This window comes from Ruegeria sp. AWH4_226, from assembly GCF_056159225.1.
The window spans coordinates 2,227,483-2,242,872 of record NZ_JBSWUU010000001.1 but is presented as its reverse complement, the minus strand read 5'-3'; the positions used below and the strand labels follow the sequence as shown (position 1 = coordinate 2,242,872).

The following is a 15,390-nucleotide window of genomic DNA, read 5'->3' as shown; positions in this document are numbered from 1 at the left end:
ACGACGGTGACACTCTAAGTTTAACACGAAAGTGAAAAAATCGGTGGATTGGGTATTTTGGCGGTTTAGCGGATCAGCTTTCTGCGCCCACAAGCGTCGATATGATGGCCTTGGCGCTGTCGGAGTTCCATTCCGCGTCACCGATCAGGCGGGCCATTTCATTGCCTTCGGGGTCCAGAATTACCGTGATCGGCAATGCGATTACGCCAAATTCTCGTGCCACGGCTGAACCAGTATCCTGATGTCTGGGCAGGTTGTTGATCCCGTTTTCCTCGAAGAATTTCTTGATCCCGGCAGGGGAGTTGCGACCGGTTGCAAGCGTAAGAACCTCGAACTTGTCACCGCCGAATTCTTCTTGCAGCTCGGCGATCTGCGGCATCTCTTTACGGCAGGGCGCACACCATGTCGCCCAGAAGTTCAGCAGAACGTATTTGCCTTTGTAGTCTTCAATCGTTGCAGTGCCGCCATCATCCTCAAGCTGAAACTCAACCGGTTCTACGGGTTTCGGTTCCTTATGAAGGATCAACCGCTTCAGGGTGCCATCCCGCAGCGGACCCAAGGTCTCGGCATCTGTGGCCAAAGCGGTATTTGCACCCAACGCAAGGGCCATATAAAGGGGGATCAAACGAAATAGGCGCATATCAACTCCGGGTTTTCTTTCATGACCGATCAATCCTCGAACCAGATGTGGGGCGGCCGCTTTGCCGCCGGTCCAGACGCGATCATGGAGGCGATCAATGCCTCGATCGGGTTCGATCAGCGGATGGCAGCCCAGGACATCGCAGGCTCGCGCGCCCATGCCGCCATGTTGGCTGCCACAGGCGTCATAAGTGATAGTGACGCTCAGGCCATTCGGGAAGGGCTGCTCACTGTTTTGTCAGAAATCCAGAGCGGAGAGTTCAAGTTCTCGACCGCGCTTGAAGACATTCACATGAATGTTGAGGCGCGCCTGAAAGAAGTCATAGGCGAGCCTGCGGGTCGTTTGCACACAGGGCGGTCGCGGAACGACCAGGTGGCGACCGATTTCAAACTTTGGGTGCGCGATCAGCTGGATGCAGCGGAAACCGGCCTGCTGGCCCTGATCCGCGCGTTGCTGGCGCAGGCTGAGGCAGGGGCAGGATGGGTCATGCCCGGTTTCACCCATCTTCAAACCGCCCAACCGGTGACATGGGGCCACCACATGATGGCCTATGTCGAAATGTTTGGCCGCGACTTGTCCCGTGTCCGCGATGCCCGCGCCCGGATGAACGAGTCCCCCTTGGGTGCGGCGGCGCTGGCTGGCACGTCTTTTCCGATCGACCGGGACATGACGGCGCAGGCGCTGGGCTTTGACCGGCCTGCCGCCAATTCACTGGATGCCGTCAGCGATCGTGATTTCGCGTTGGAGTTCCTGTCCACAGCTTCAATCTGCGCCGTCCACCTGTCGCGCTTTGCCGAAGAATTGGTGATCTGGTCCTCGGCTCAGTTCCGCTTTGTCACGCTCAGCGACCGGTTCTCGACCGGCTCATCGATCATGCCGCAGAAAAAGAACCCCGATGCGGCCGAACTGATCCGGGCCAAGGTGGGTCGGATCTTTGGTGCAAACACTGCATTGATGATGGTGATGAAAGGTCTGCCGCTGGCTTATTCCAAGGACATGCAGGAAGATAAGGAACAGGTCTTTGACGCTGCCGACAACTGGATGCTGGCGCTGGCGGCGATGGAAGGCATGGTCAAGGACATGACCGCAAATCGCGACAGCCTCGCCGCTGCGGCGGGCTCGGGCTTTTCGACCGCGACTGATCTGGCCGACTGGCTGGTGCGGGTGCTGGGCTTACCGTTCCGCGATGCACATCATGTGACAGGATCACTGGTCGCGATGGCTGAGGATAAGGGCTGTGATCTGCCCGACCTTACGTTGACTGACATGCAATCGGTGCATTCCGGGATTACCGAAGATGTCTTTTCTGTCCTTACCGTCGAAAACTCGGTAAACTCGCGTCAGTCTTATGGGGGAACCGCACCGGATCAGGTGCGCGCCCAGATCAAGCGGTGGAAGGCGCTGGTGTGATGCGGATACTGCGTGTAATGCAATTGATCGTGATCGGGTTCGTTCTTGCGTCTTGTGGCGCGGATGGAGAACCTATTCAGCCGACCATGAGCGCAAATATTGGCGTTGGCAGCAGTGGCACCCATGTCGGGGGCGGCATTGGGCTGCGGCGTGGCGGCCTTGGGATCTACGTGGGACGGTGACACGGGGCGAAGGCAGCTCGACCGCGCCCGGCTATGTCCAGGCAAGTTACGATCTTTCTAAAATAACAGAAAAAGAGGCCAAGTATGAGATTTACCGGCTTGATCCTGACCCTTGTCGTGCTTGCCGCCTGCGAACCAACTGGCAACACGCGACCACAGCCGGAAGCCAGTACCGGGGGCTCCGGCATCTCAATCTCGGGTTATGGCCGGGTCGGTGTGTCGACGACACGGTGACGGAATGCCGCCAATAGCGCGGAAATTATTGATCAGCCCGGCGGTTTTGGTCTAAGCGCGCAGTTATGGATCACTTTCTTTACCGCGACGGCGCGCTCTACGCCGAGGATGTTCCGATCACCGAAATCGCCGCTGCGGTGGGAACCCCGTTCTACGTCTATTCGACGGCAACCCTGCTGCGGCATTTCAAGCTGTTTGACGATGCTCTGGACGGCACTGACCACCTTGTTTGCTACGCCATGAAGGCAGCCAGCAATCAGGCGATCTTGAAGACGCTGGCGCAGGCCGGTGCCGGAATGGACGTTGTGTCTGGCGGGGAATATCTGCGCGCCAAAGCTGCTGGTGTTCCGGGCGACAAGATCGTGTTCTCGGGCGTTGGCAAAACGGCAGAGGAAATCCGCACCGCACTGACCGGTGGCATTCGCCAGTTCAACGTCGAATCCGAGCCTGAGATGCAGGTGATCAACACGGTTGCGCTGGACTTGGGTGTTGTTGCGCCGATCACCGTGCGGGTGAACCCCGACGTAGATGCCAAAACCCATGCCAAGATCGCCACCGGCAAATCCGAAAATAAATTTGGCATTCCAATCTCGCGCGCATCCGAGGTTTATGCCTACGCGGCCAGCTTGCCGGGTCTGGAGGTCATTGGTATCGATGTTCATATCGGCTCGCAACTGACCGAGTTGGAACCGTTCGAACTGGCCTACACCAAGGTCGCCGAACTGACAGGGCGTCTGCGCGCCGAGGGCCACACCATTCGCCGCCTGGACTTGGGCGGAGGTCTGGGTATCCCCTACACCCGCTCGAACGAGGCACCGCCTTTGCCGGTAGAGTACGGCGCGCTGATCAGGAAAACGCTGGGCCATCTGGGGTGTGAGATCGAGATTGAGCCGGGACGCCTGATTGCTGGCAACGCTGGTCTGATGGTCAGCAAGGTGATATATGTGAAATCGGGTGAAGGCCGGGACTTCCTGATCCTCGATGGGGCTATGAATGACCTGATCCGCCCTGCGATGTATGAGGCGTATCATGATATCGTTGCCGTGCAAGAGCCCGCGCCGGGCGTGGAACAGCGGCCCTATGACATTGTCGGCCCCGTGTGCGAGACGGGCGATACCTTTGCCAAACAACGCGACATGCCGCCGCTTGAACCGGGTGATCTGGTCGCCTTCCGCAGCGCTGGCGCATATGGTGCCGTGATGGCCAGCGAATACAATACCCGCCCCCTGATCCCTGAGGTTCTGGTTCACCGGGATCAATTTGCAGTTATTCGTGAACGCCCAAGCTTTGACGAAATCATAAACCGCGATACCATACCAGAGTGGCTCTGACGCGATAACCGTGCGGGCCTGTTCAGGAGGCCCGCCTTGACCACAAGACCGACCCTGCCGATTCCGAGACTGTCCCTGTTGCTGACGCACGCAGGTATGCTGGCCGAGCAGGTTTTGCGTGCCTTCTGGCCCTTTTTCTCGATTTTTATGGCGATTTTAGCCGCTTTGATGCTGGGTCTTCAGGATCACATCAGGGTTGAGATGGTTTGGACCCTTGGTGGTTTAGCGATCATCGCAGAGGTTATTTCGCTGATCTGGGGCATTCGGCGATTCCATCTGCCTCGCCGGGCCGAAGCGCTTATGCGACTGGACGAATCCCTGCCGGGACGCCCGATTCAGGCATTGATGGATGATCAGGCCATAGGTGCGATGGATGCGGACTCAGTTGCTTTGTGGCACGCGCACCAGGCTCGGATGGCACAGCGGGCGGCACAAGCCGAAGCGGTCAAACCCGATCTGCGGCTTGCAGACCGAGACCCTTATGCGCTGCGGTACTCAGCGTTGCTGGCGCTGGTGATCGCAGGTCTTTTCGGATCATTCTGGCGCATTGGGTCCGTGGCCGAGATGACGCCGGGCGCAGCCGTGGCAGGGCAGGGACCCAGCTGGGAGGGTTGGGTTGAACCTCCGCGCTATACCGGCTTGCCGACGCTTTATCTGGCGGATCAGTCTGGTGATACTCTTTCAATACCGCAGGGCAGCCGGATCACATTGCGGTTCTACGGCGAGGTGGGCGCGCATAGCTTGTCGGAAACCACGTCGCTTTCGGGCACACAAGGTGCAGCGGACCCGGAACAGGAGTTCGTGGTCGAGCGTTCGGGCCAGATGGTGATCGAAGGACCTGCCGGACGAGACTGGGCGCTGAGCGTCATAGAAGATGCGCCTCCGCAGATCGCTGTTACCGATCCGGCCGAGGCCGAAGCGGGCGGGCAGATGAAGCTGCCCTTTACCGCCACTGACGATTACGGCGTGGTGTCCGGTACGGCGGTGATCGAGTTGGACCTGCCTTCCGTTGCCCGTCAATATGGCCTGGCGTCTGACCCCGAGCCACGTGAGAGGATCGAGGTGCAGCTACCGATGCCGATAACCGGCGACCGTTCCGATTTTACCGAGGATCTGATCGAAGATTTCTCGGAACACCCTTGGGCACATCTTCCGGTCAAGATTACTTTAATGGCACAGGATGCAGCCGATCAGGAAGGAGAGTCCGCGCCTTATACGACGGATCTGCCTGCGCGCCGCTTCTTTGATCCATTGGCTGCGGCGGTGATCGAACAACGCCGCGATCTGCTCTGGACGCGGGACAACGCGACCCGGGTGTCGCAGATTCTTCGCGCGGTGTCGCATCTGCCTGAAGAGGTGTTTCGCTCGGACACGGCCTATCTGCGCCTGCGTGTCACGCTTCGACGGTTAGAGACGTTCAATGACTATGGATTGACCCAGACTCAACAGGAAGAGATTGCACAGGCTTTGTGGGATCTGGCGATCATCATCGAAGAGGGCACCTTGGCCGATGCGCTGGAGCGTATGCGCCGCGCGCAGGAGCGTCTGACCGAAGCCATGAAAAACGGCGCCACCGATGAGGAAATCGCCGAGTTGATGCAAGAGCTGCGCGAAGCGACACAGGATTACATGCGTCAGTTGCAGCGTCTGGCGCAGGAAAACGGTGAATTCGACGAAAATCAGCAAGGTCAGAATGGCGAAACCATGCAGATGACGCAGGATGATCTGCAACGGATGATGGATCGCATTCAGGAACTGATGGAACAGGGCCGCATGGCCGAAGCACAGCAAGCGCTGGAAGAGTTCCAGCAAATGATGGAGAACATGCGCGTCACCCAGGGCCAGGGTCAGGGCCAACAGTCAGAAGGCCAACAGGCAATGGAGGGACTGGCCGAAACCCTGCGTGAACAGCAGGGGCTGAGCGATCAGGCCTTCCGCGATCTGCAAGAACAGTTCAATCCCGGCGCGCAGGCCGGTGAAAGCCAAGGCAACGAAGGCCGCAATGGTGGTCAGGGCCGCGGCCAAAGCCACGAAGGCCAAGGCGGTCAGGGTCAGGGGTCTGATCAGGCCGAAGGCGGCGGTGGCCAGCCAAGCCAGGAGTCTCTGGCTGATCGCCAACAGGCTCTGCGCGACGAACTGGGTCGCCAACAACAGAATCTGCCCGGTGCCGGAACACCTGAAGGCGAAGCGGCACGCGATGCGCTGGGCCGCGCAGGTCGGGCAATGGATGGTGCTGAAGAAGCCCTGCGCAGTGACGACCTGGCCGAGGCCATAGATCGCCAATCTGAAGCGATGGAAGCCCTCCGTGAAAGCATGCGATCACTGGGTGAAGCTTTGGCGCAGAACCAGCAGAACCAGCCCGGTCAGGGAACCCAAGATGGTGATATGCAGGCCAACAGCCGCGATCCGCTGGGACGCAGCCCCGGCGCAAACGGCTCGATAGCAACTGACGACAACCTGTTGCAGGGTGAAGACGTTTATCGTCGCGCGCGTGAGTTGCTGGATGAAATCCGGCGTCGCACCGGTGAGACGGAACGCCCACAGATCGAGCTGGAGTACCTCAAGCGGTTGTTGGAGCGCTTCTAAACCCTGCCCGGCGTTTAATTCTGCGATGCCCCCGATGTCTGCGCCTCAAGCCAAAGTCGCGCCTGATCCACAAGCGATACGTATGGGTCCAGGATCGGCTCGGCCTGCGGAACCGCTTCACTGATCTGCTGCGCGTTGCCATAGACCAGCAGCAGAATGACGCCGACAATCAGCATCAGCGCAAAACCACGCGTGAAACCGCCGCCAGACTTGCGCGGCGCAGGTTCTTCGTCAGAGGCTAAGCTGTCATCGCTACGCAGGCTGGAGTTGATCGCTTCGACATCCGGCAGGGCATCTTTCTGCCCGGCATCCTTTGCCGTCTCCGTTGCGGTCAGATCTTTTATGGCGCGTTCCGGGTCGGGCTTGGGGGGCGCCTCCAAGGCCAGATCGGGCTGCGTTTCAAGGCCGCCACCCTCTTGCGCACGAAGGTCCGCCTCGCGTTCGGCTTCTTCTTTCAGGATACTCGCAACTGCAGGATCGATCTTTCCGGTGGCCGGTGGTGTTTCTGGTTCGCTTGCAGCCGCTGGTTTCGGGGTAGCCTCTGGTTCTTCTGTGATCGCTGGTTCGGGTGCAGGTGTCGGGTCCGGCTGCGCTTGGTCTGCTAAGGCCTGTTCCACCACATCAGGCTCGGTTGCGGCAGTCTGGGACGGCGTATCCTTGGCACCGGGTGCGTCTTTGGCGGGGGCTGTTTGGTCTGGGTGTTTGGGCTGGAACCAGGTCGTCTCACAGTTCGAACACTGAACGTCGCGGCCCTCTTCCGGGATGACCTCGTCTGGCACCTCGTACTGGGCACCGCAATTCGGACAAGTAAGACGCATGCTGCCTCCTGGCCGGGACCCCGACCGATAGTAGTTTTTTCAGGGATGTTAATCCGTTAAGACCTGACCGCAAAGGGTGTTTTGGGTTTCACAGTGTAAGTGTCACCGATTCGACCCGGTGCAGGCATTGAAACCGCAACCACGCTCGGGCAAGAAGGGCGACAACAAAAACGGGGGCGCCTTTTGATCGAGCTGGAGAATCTCAGCTACACCTATGGCGGTGGCGAACTGCTGAGCGACGTGTCTTTACGGTTGCAACCGGGGTCGTTTCACTTTCTGACCGGCCCGTCGGGTGCGGGCAAGACCACCATACTTAAACTCTGCTACGGCGCTTTGTTGCCCACGACGGGCCGGCTCAGCGTGTTCAAGCAGGATATCGCCCGGCTGGATCGGGATCAGATGGCCCTGATGCGCCGTCGGATCGGTGTGGTGCATCAGGATTGCCAGTTCCTTGATCACATGACGCTGGCCGAGAATGTGGCGTTGCCGCTAACGGTCTCCGGGCAAATCGACACCGCCCAGCGCGAAGACCTGAGCGAGTTGCTATCCTGGGTGGGGCTGGGCACCCGATTGGATTCTCATCCGCCGGAATTGTCAGGAGGAGAACGCCAGCGTGCTGCACTGGCCCGCGCGGTCATCCTGTCGCCGGACGTGGTTCTGGCGGATGAACCAACCGGAAACGTGGATTGGGAGATGTCGCAACGCCTGCTTCGCCTGTTGGTCGAATTGAACAAGATGGGCAAGACCGTGTTGATCGCGACCCATGACATGAGCCTGATCCGCGCGGCGAAAAGCCAGGTGCAGGCAAGGGTTCTTCGCATCTCGCAACGTCAGGTTCAACTTGCGGGGGCGGATCTATGAGCAGCGGAATGATCCGAAGCCTGCTGAAACGGGATACGCGCGCGGACCGGGTCGTTCCGCCAACTGGGTATACGGCGCATCTGACCCTGTTTGTATCAGGCGCTATGGCGTTTCTGGCGGTGTTTGCATTGGCCCTTTCTCTGGCATCGGGGCGGTTGGCCGACCGCTGGGGGACGGAATTGGCCGGGGCCGTCACCCTGCGCATCAGCGCACCTGCCGATCAGATGGACGCGCAGACCGAGGCGGCCCTGACAGTGCTGAGCCAAACGCCGGGCATAGCTTCTGCGCGCGCGTTGACCACCGAAGAGCAGGCCGCGCTGCTCTCCCCTTGGTTTGGCCCGGATCTACCGCTGGATACGCTGCCTATCCCTCAACTGATTGAGATCATCGAAGGTGAGCCGGGACTGGATGCGGCTGGTCTGCGCCTGCGGCTTGGCGCGGAAGTTCCCGGTGCGGTTCTGGACGATCATACCCGCTGGCGTGAACCCTTGGTAGAGGCCGCAAGGTCGCTGCGGCGGCTGGGCTGGGTTTCAATCCTGCTGATTGGCGGGGCCACGGCAGCCATGATCACGCTGGCAGCAAATGCCTCACTGGCCGCCAATGCCCAGATTATCGAGGTGCTGCGTCTGGTTGGTGCCCGTGACAGCTTTATTGCCCGTGCCTTTGTCCGGCGCTTTACCTACCGGGCTTTCTTTGGTGCAGTTGTCGGCGTTCTGCTGGGCATGACCGGAGTGCTGCTGCTGCCCGAAGCCTCGGATGCGGGCGGGTTTCTGACGGGTTTGGGATTTCAGGGGTATGGCTGGCTGTTGCCGGCCCTGATCCCCGTATTGGGTGCGGCGGTTGCCTTTCTGGCAACCTGGAGTGCCGCCAGCCGTAAATTGAAGGAGCTTTCGTAATGGCCGCCGCGTTTCAGTGGGTACGCTCATTGATCTTCATGATCGTGATCTACGTCTGGATGCTGGTTCTGGGCATCCTGTTCGCCCCTTACGCCATGCTCACCAAGCGTGGCGCATTGAAAGCTTGCAAGACCTACGCGCGTACGACCTTGTGGTTGGCCCGCTGGATGGTTGGCATCCGGACCGAAGTGCGTGGCGCGGTGCCGTCAGGCGAAGTTGTCATCGGTGCCAAACATCAGTCCTTTCTGGATATAATCATCATTTTCAACGCCATACCCCACGGCAAATTCATCATGAAGAAAGAATTGCTGTGGACCCCGGTCATCGGCATGTATGCGCGGCGTCTGGGCTGTATCCCGGTTGATCGGGGTAAAAAGGGCGTAGCCGTGGCCAAGATGGTCAAGGACGTCGCTAAGGAATTCACGGAACCCGGGCAGTTGGTAATCTATCCCCAAGGCACGCGCGTCGCGCCCGGCGTACACAAACCATATAAGGTCGGCACGGCCATTTTGTATGAGGGGCTGGGGTTTCCCTGTATCCCTACGGCCACAAATGCGGGAGTGTTCTGGCCCCGCACCGGCGTTCTGCGCAAGCCGGGCCTAGCCATTGTTGACTTCCTCGATCCCATCAAGCCCGGTGTTGCACGGGACGATTTCCTCGGGAGGCTGGAGGACGTCATTGAAACACGGTCCAATGCGCTGATGCGAGAAGTGGGGTTTGATCCTGATGCAGTTCATTGACGACATCGAAACGCTCGAAAGTCTTTACGGTACACCCGGTGCACCCTCATTACGGAAGGTGGCGCACAGCCTGACACCGCTGTATCGCAAGTGGATCATGACCGCGCGGTTGTGCATTCTCAGCACCGTTGGTCCCGAGGGCGTGGATGGAAGTCCACGCGGCGATGATGGTCCCGTCGTGCTGGAGCTTGATGCAAAAACTTTGGCGCTTCCAGATTGGCGCGGCAACAACCGGTTGGATTCACTGCGCAATATCGTACGTGACCCGCGCGTGGCCCTGATGTTTTTGGTACCGGGCTCCAACACTGTTGTCCGGGTGAATGGTACAGCGCGCCTGACTGCGGACAGTGAATTGCGCGCCCGGTTTGAAAAAAACGGCAAACAACCCGCCACGGTCGTCGTCATCGAAATTGCCGAAATCTATACGCAATGCGCCCGCGCACTGATGCGCGCGCGGACCTGGAACGCAGGTGATGAAAGCGCCACCTTACCCACAGTTGGCGAAATTCTGGCCGAAGTAAGCCGGGGTGAGGAAGGCGGTGCACAATACGACGCGGAATGGGGTGCAAGAGCCGAAAAAACGATGTGGTAGCACGTGCAACTACACCGCAGCCGCACCGATTTTGGCGACTTGTGAAACCCAGCGCTCGACACTGCCGGGCTTTGGATAGCTGGCACCCGCAAAATAGGTGAAACGTGTTGGTTTGAAGCCGACAAATCCAAGAATTTGATCGCGGACCTGCCGAATAAGGGCTTGCCGGTAAATCAGCCGCATGAACCAGCCCGGCGTATCAGACGTCAGGATGACACGAGCCGTACGACCTGCCAGCATCGGGGCTGGAAGTCCCAGCTTGCTGATGTTTCTCGTGTCGAAGGTGCGCCCCGGGATGAACATCCGGTCGATCAAGCCTTTCAGCTTGGCCGGCAACCCGCCCCACCACATCGGCGTTGTGAGGACCAGATGGTCGCTCCATTCGATGTCCTGAAGAACCTGTTCCAAAACGGGCTCAAGCGGTTTGAAGTCTTGATAGTTGCCCTGACCAAAGTCGTGATCGAACTGCATTTCGCTGAGGTGAACCATTCGGACATCGTGGCCATTCTTTTCGGCGGCGTCTTTGTAGGTTTCAGCGAAAGTGCGAGACAGGCTGCTTTCAGCGGGGTGCCCATCAAGGATGAGGATTTTTTTACGTTGCATCAGGATTCTCCAAAATTGACCGTGGTCACTTTGTAAACCAGAAAAATGACCACGGTCAATAAAAAATTTGACCACGGTCAAAAACTATGCAAATTGGACCTATGCAAAAGACAATTCAAAAACGCACTCTGAAAACTCGGGCGCGCCTTATCGAAGCCTCGGAAAACCTGATCACCACAGGCGGATACGAGGCCCTTAGGGTCGAAGACGTTGTGCAGGCGGCGGGTGTGGCCAAAGGTACGTTCTTCGCGCATTTCCGCGACAAGGACGCGCTGATGGAGATTCTGATTGGCGCAAAGTTGGATAGGTTTCTTGACAGTGCCGAAGCCCGGACGCCACCCAAGACCGTATCAGAGATCATAGCCGCGCTGGAGCCAGTCCACAGATTCATGACATCCGAGCGATACGTATTTGATGTGTTGATCAAATATTCAGGCGCGACGGCTGTTGCTGAAATAGGACCGATTGCCCATTTTTTTGACCGATACTTTCGCCTTGTAGCGATGTGGCTTAAAACAGCAGATGTGCGCAAGGACGTAACGCCTGAACTTCTTGCAGAAGGGGTGCAGGCCTTTGCCATTCAGGCCATGTCGCTAAGGTTCTGCGCCCTGCATGCGGCCAACACATTCAGTGACAGGTTAGAGACCTATCTGGACGCGTGGTTGACCCCGCCGACCGGTTAGCCGGCGGGGTAGTGAGTTAGCTGTGGATCGGGCCGTCACCGCAGGCCAGCGCTGCTTCTCGTACCGCTTCGGAATAGGTTGGGTGCGCATGGCAGGTCAGGGCCAGATCTTCGGCTGACGCGCCGAACTCCATTGCGACGCAAACCTCATGGATCAGATCGCCTGCTGCCGGGCCGATAATGTGGGCGCCAAGAATCCGGTCGGTTTCGGTGTCAGCCAGAATTTTGACGAACCCATCCGCCGCAAAATTCGCCTTGGCGCGACCGTTGCCCATGAACATGAATTTGCCCACCTTATAGGCGCGGCCTTGGTCTTTCAGGGTCTCTTCGGTTTCGCCGACATTGGCGACCTCGGGCCAGGTGTAGATTACCCCCGGAATGACGCCATAATTGACGTGGCCATGTTTTCCGGCGACCTGTTCCGCGGCGGCCATGCCTTCGTCTTCGGCCTTATGCGCCAGCATCGGGCCTTCGGTGACGTCGCCGATGGCATAGATGCCGGGTACGTTTGTCTGCCAGTCAGAACCCACCTTGATCTGGCCGCGCGGGGTCATTTCAACACCCAGTGCCTCAAGCCCAAGACCGTCCGAGAATGGCTTGCGCCCGGTGGCGACCAGAACGGTATCCGCCTCAATCACGTGTTCGCTGTCATCCTTGCGCAGCTTATATGTGACTTTTGCCTTGGTCTTGGTCGCTTCGGTCTTTTGTACCGCTGCGCCCATGACAAAGTTCAACCCCTGTTTTTTCAGAATACGCTGGAACGTTTTCTGAACCTCGGGGTCCATGCCCGGCGTGATCACGTCGAGGAATTCGATCACGGTGACTTCAGCGCCAAGACGTTGATACACCGACCCCAGCTCCAGACCGATCACGCCCGCGCCAATGACCACCATCTTTTTCGGAACCTTGCCAAGCGACAGCGCCCCGGTCGAGGTCACGACAACTTTTTCATCCACGTCAACGCCCGGCAGCGAAGCTGGTTCAGAGCCCGAAGCGATGATGATGTCCTTGGCCGTGTAAATCTCGTCACCCACTTTGACCTGACCTGCAGCGGGGATCGAGCCCCAGCCCTTTAACCAGTCGATCTTGTTTTTCTTGAACAGAAACTCGATGCCCTTGGTATTACCCTCAATGGTTTCGTCTTTGTAGACCTGCATCTGTTTCCAATCGACTGAGGGGCTTTTCCCCTTCAGGCCCATCTTGGCAAAGTTATGCTCGGCCTCGTGCAGTTGGTGGCTGGCATGCAGCAGCGCCTTGGACGGGATGCAGCCGACGTTCAGGCACGTGCCGCCCAGCGTATCTCGCCCTTCCACAACGGCGGTTTTCAATCCCAGTTGGGCACAGCGAATAGCGCAGACATAGCCGCCGGGGCCAGCGCCGATTACGATGACGTCATAGTTTGCCATGAAAGGTCTCCTTGAGTAGTCGGGCTGTGGCAGAGCAGACACCACCTGCGCACAGGCTGTAAACTGGCGGTGTCAAAAAAGCACCGCCAAAAGCATGAAAGTTGTTGCGAGAAAACCGGCGAACCAGATGAGGCTGCGCCAGGGCGACAAGCCAAAAAAATACGCCGGTACGTAGAGTATGCGGGCGATCAGATAGATCCATGCGCAGGTCGCGGTAAATCCAGTGCCCGCATCTGCGACCGTGACGACAGTGCAGGCTATCGTGAACAGGATTAATCCTTCGAAATGATTGTTCAGCGCACGGTATAAACGGCCAGTCTCATCCGATAACTGGTCTTCCAGCGATCCTTTCAGACGCGAGCGGTCGCGCGGGGACATGGTTTTACCCGGTCCCAGTTCGATATTCGCGGGTATCGCCATCAGGGCATATTGCACGACCTGTAACAATGCGGCCAAGGTCAATGCGATAAGTTCGGGGGTCATGTGGTGCGATCTCCGAATGAGCGGGGGTTCCTACAGTAAAAGTTCAACGCAGATCGCAGTTGTAGACCCTGCCGGGGTGTGGCGGCGCGGACGCCGCCAGTCAATTGGAATATGTCACGTACACAGGGCATCATGCCTACTCGGGCGAAAGAACTTTGACCTGAATATGCGCGACGCCGCCGCGTTCGTGATGCATGGCAAGTTCCTCGGATTCGAGAAAAGCCGTGGCCCGATCTAGATCCGAGATCTCGAACAGGGCAACGGCGTGATCGCGCCGCGCAGGATCGCGCCAGACGTGAAGGTCGTGAATTCCGGCAGATTTCCGCACTGCCGCATCCTCGCGGAACACCTTCAGCCAGGCATCGAAATCCGCCACATCAGCTTGCCAGAGCACATGCGTTGCCATGATTACAGGTCCATCAACAGGCGGCGTGGATCTTCCAGCGCCTCTTTTACGCGGACAAGGAAGGTCACCGCGCCCTTACCGTCCACGATCCGGTGGTCATATGACAGCGCCAGATACATCATCGGACGGATTACAACCTGACCGTTGATTGCCATCGGACGATCCTGGATCTTGTGCATGCCCAGAATACCCGACTGCGGGGGGTTCAGGATGGGGGAAGACATCAGCGAGCCATAGACGCCACCGTTTGAGATGGTGAAGGTCCCTCCCTGCATCTCGGCCATCGACAGTTTACCGTCGCGGGCGCGTTTGCCTTTCTCGGCGATGGCCTTCTCGATCGCGGCAAAGGACATCGAGTCCGCGTCGCGAATAACCGGAACCACAAGGCCAGTCGGTGTACCCGCGGCCACGCCCATATGGACAAAGTTCTTATAGACGATGTCGGTGCCGTCGATCTCGGCATTGACCTCGGGCACTTCCTTCAGCGCATGGCAGCACGCCTTGGTGAAGAAGGACATAAAGCCCAGGCGCACGCCGTGTTTCTTCTCGAACTGGTCCTTGTACTGGCTGCGCAGGGCCATCACCTCGGTCATGTCCACCTCGTTATAGGTGGTCAGCATCGCGGCGGTGTTCTGGCTGTCTTTCAGGCGCTTGGCGATGGTTTGGCGCAGACGGGTCATCTTGACGCGTTCTTCGCGCGCAGCGTCATCCGCAGGAACCGGCGCGCGTGGCGCGGCGGCCGGAGCGGGAGCCGGTGCGGGCGCAGGCGCAGCAGCAGTTGCGACCGCCTTGGCCACGTCTTCCTTCATGATGCGGCCATCGCGACCGGTGCCGGTAACCTGATCAGCACTCAGACCAGCCTCGGCCATCGCTTTTTCGGCCGAAGGTGCGTTGGCTACGTCTTTACCCGCAGTTGCTGCGGCCGGTGCTGCTGCAGCAGCTGCCGGAGCCGCGGCGGGGGCCGTTGCAGCGCCCGCGCCCGAGATCACGGCCAGCTTGGCCGTTGCATCCACGGTCGTGCCTTCGGGCGCGACGATTTCGGACAGAACGCCTGCGGCAGGCGCTGGAACTTCGACGGAGACCTTGTCAGTTTCAAGCTCGCAGAGCATTTCGTCTTGCGCCACTGCGTCGCCCACCTGCTTGAACCACGTGGATACCGTGGCCTCGGTGACCGACTCGCCCAAGGTGGGAACCATCACGTCGACACTGCCAGCGCCAGCATCCGGTGCGGGCTTAGGTGCGGGTTCAGCGGCGGCAGCGGCCGGTGCCGGAGCTGCACCTTCGCCTGCGGCAATAGTCGCAAGCAAGGCGTCAACACCAACGGTTTCACCCTCGGCGGCGACGATTTCACCCATGACACCGGCAGCCGGGGCCGGGACCTCAACCGTTACTTTGTCAGTCTCAAGCTCACAGAGCATCTCATCCACAGCCACGGCATCACCAGGTTTCTTGAACCAGGTCGCAACCGTGGCTTCGGTGACGGATTCGCCAAGCGTGGGAACACGAACTTCTATGGTCAT

Annotated in this window: 17 protein-coding genes; 10 read left to right on the top strand and 7 right to left on the bottom strand. The window is 58.9% G+C overall.

The window, feature by feature from the left end:
* Window positions 1–73 precede the first annotated feature (73 nt).
* Window positions 74–640 carry a TlpA disulfide reductase family protein gene (locus ACXAET_RS11050; protein WP_475184685.1) on the bottom strand — a complete coding sequence of 189 codons (567 nt, stop codon included), beginning with the start codon at window positions 638–640 and terminating at the stop codon, window positions 74–76.
* Between the two features lie 21 nt (window positions 641–661).
* Between ACXAET_RS11050 and argH the strand changes: the two genes are divergently transcribed.
* From argH to ACXAET_RS11025, 5 genes are all read left to right on the top strand, one after another.
* The gene (gene argH / locus ACXAET_RS11045; protein WP_475184682.1) at window positions 662–2,050 is read left to right on the top strand and encodes an argininosuccinate lyase; all 1,389 of its coding nucleotides are present in this window, start codon (window positions 662–664) and stop codon (window positions 2,048–2,050) included.
* Window positions 2,050–2,232, top strand: a complete 183-nt coding sequence (locus ACXAET_RS11040) for an argininosuccinate lyase (RefSeq protein ID WP_475184677.1) — start codon at window positions 2,050–2,052, stop codon at window positions 2,230–2,232. The genes argH and ACXAET_RS11040 overlap by 1 nt, the downstream gene beginning before the upstream one ends.
* A gap of 84 nt (window positions 2,233–2,316) precedes the next feature.
* A complete protein-coding gene (locus ACXAET_RS11035) occupies window positions 2,317–2,466 on the top strand; it encodes a hypothetical protein (RefSeq protein ID WP_475184674.1) in 150 nt (49 codons plus the stop codon).
* Window positions 2,467–2,531: 65 nt separating this feature from the next.
* Window positions 2,532–3,797, top strand: coding sequence for a diaminopimelate decarboxylase (gene lysA / locus ACXAET_RS11030; protein WP_475184671.1), 1,266 nt, complete (start codon window positions 2,532–2,534; stop codon window positions 3,795–3,797).
* Between the two features lie 36 nt (window positions 3,798–3,833).
* Window positions 3,834–6,383 (top strand): TIGR02302 family protein, encoded by a 2,550-nt coding sequence (locus tag ACXAET_RS11025; protein WP_475184669.1) that lies wholly within the window; start codon window positions 3,834–3,836, stop codon window positions 6,381–6,383.
* A 14-nt stretch (window positions 6,384–6,397) separates the two neighbouring features.
* Here ACXAET_RS11025 and ACXAET_RS11020 read toward each other — a convergent pair whose 3' ends face one another.
* Complete coding sequence (locus ACXAET_RS11020; RefSeq protein ID WP_475184667.1) at window positions 6,398–7,201, bottom strand: zinc-ribbon domain-containing protein; 804 nt, start codon at window positions 7,199–7,201, stop codon at window positions 6,398–6,400.
* Window positions 7,202–7,384: 183 nt separating this feature from the next.
* Here ACXAET_RS11020 and ACXAET_RS11015 point away from each other — a divergent pair, with 183 nt between their 5' ends.
* From ACXAET_RS11015 to ACXAET_RS11000, 4 genes are read left to right on the top strand one after another with little or no spacing between them, the layout of a single operon-like run.
* On the top strand, window positions 7,385–8,062 hold the full coding sequence (locus ACXAET_RS11015) for a cell division ATP-binding protein FtsE (RefSeq protein WP_475184662.1): 678 nt from the start codon (window positions 7,385–7,387) through the stop codon (window positions 8,060–8,062).
* Complete coding sequence (locus tag ACXAET_RS11010) at window positions 8,059–8,958, top strand: cell division protein FtsX (RefSeq protein WP_475184656.1); 900 nt, start codon at window positions 8,059–8,061, stop codon at window positions 8,956–8,958. Before ACXAET_RS11015 ends, ACXAET_RS11010 begins: the two co-directional genes overlap by 4 nt.
* Window positions 8,958–9,698, top strand: coding sequence for a lysophospholipid acyltransferase family protein (locus ACXAET_RS11005; protein WP_475184652.1), 741 nt, complete (start codon window positions 8,958–8,960; stop codon window positions 9,696–9,698). The genes ACXAET_RS11010 and ACXAET_RS11005 overlap by 1 nt, the downstream gene beginning before the upstream one ends.
* Window positions 9,685–10,290, top strand: coding sequence for a pyridoxamine 5'-phosphate oxidase family protein (locus tag ACXAET_RS11000; protein ID WP_475184650.1), 606 nt, complete (start codon window positions 9,685–9,687; stop codon window positions 10,288–10,290). The genes ACXAET_RS11005 and ACXAET_RS11000 overlap by 14 nt, the downstream gene beginning before the upstream one ends.
* A 9-nt stretch (window positions 10,291–10,299) precedes the next feature.
* Here the strand turns inward: ACXAET_RS11000 and ACXAET_RS10995 are convergent, their stop codons facing one another.
* Window positions 10,300–10,893 carry an NAD(P)H-dependent oxidoreductase gene (locus tag ACXAET_RS10995; RefSeq protein ID WP_224891507.1) on the bottom strand — a complete coding sequence of 198 codons (594 nt, stop codon included), beginning with the start codon at window positions 10,891–10,893 and terminating at the stop codon, window positions 10,300–10,302.
* A gap of 101 nt (window positions 10,894–10,994) precedes the next feature.
* On the opposite strand from ACXAET_RS10995, the gene ACXAET_RS10990 reads away from it, so the two are divergent.
* Window positions 10,995–11,576 carry a TetR/AcrR family transcriptional regulator gene (locus tag ACXAET_RS10990; RefSeq protein ID WP_475184645.1) on the top strand — a complete coding sequence of 194 codons (582 nt, stop codon included), beginning with the start codon at window positions 10,995–10,997 and terminating at the stop codon, window positions 11,574–11,576.
* Window positions 11,577–11,592: 16 nt separating this feature from the next.
* Here the strand turns inward: ACXAET_RS10990 and lpdA are convergent, their stop codons facing one another.
* The 4 genes from lpdA to odhB all read right to left on the bottom strand — a co-directional run bounded on the left by lpdA (window position 11,593) and on the right by odhB (window position 15,390).
* On the bottom strand, window positions 11,593–12,981 hold the full coding sequence (gene lpdA, locus ACXAET_RS10985) for a dihydrolipoyl dehydrogenase (RefSeq protein WP_475184642.1): 1,389 nt from the start codon (window positions 12,979–12,981) through the stop codon (window positions 11,593–11,595).
* Between the two features lie 72 nt (window positions 12,982–13,053).
* Window positions 13,054–13,464 (bottom strand): MAPEG family protein, encoded by a 411-nt coding sequence (locus ACXAET_RS10980; RefSeq protein ID WP_475184637.1) that lies wholly within the window; start codon window positions 13,462–13,464, stop codon window positions 13,054–13,056.
* 136 nt (window positions 13,465–13,600) lie between these two features.
* A complete protein-coding gene (locus ACXAET_RS10975; RefSeq protein ID WP_475184633.1) occupies window positions 13,601–13,870 on the bottom strand; it encodes a hypothetical protein in 270 nt (89 codons plus the stop codon).
* Between the two features lie 2 nt (window positions 13,871–13,872).
* Window positions 13,873–15,390 (bottom strand): 2-oxoglutarate dehydrogenase complex dihydrolipoyllysine-residue succinyltransferase, encoded by a 1,518-nt coding sequence (odhB, locus tag ACXAET_RS10970; RefSeq protein WP_475184630.1) that lies wholly within the window; start codon window positions 15,388–15,390, stop codon window positions 13,873–13,875.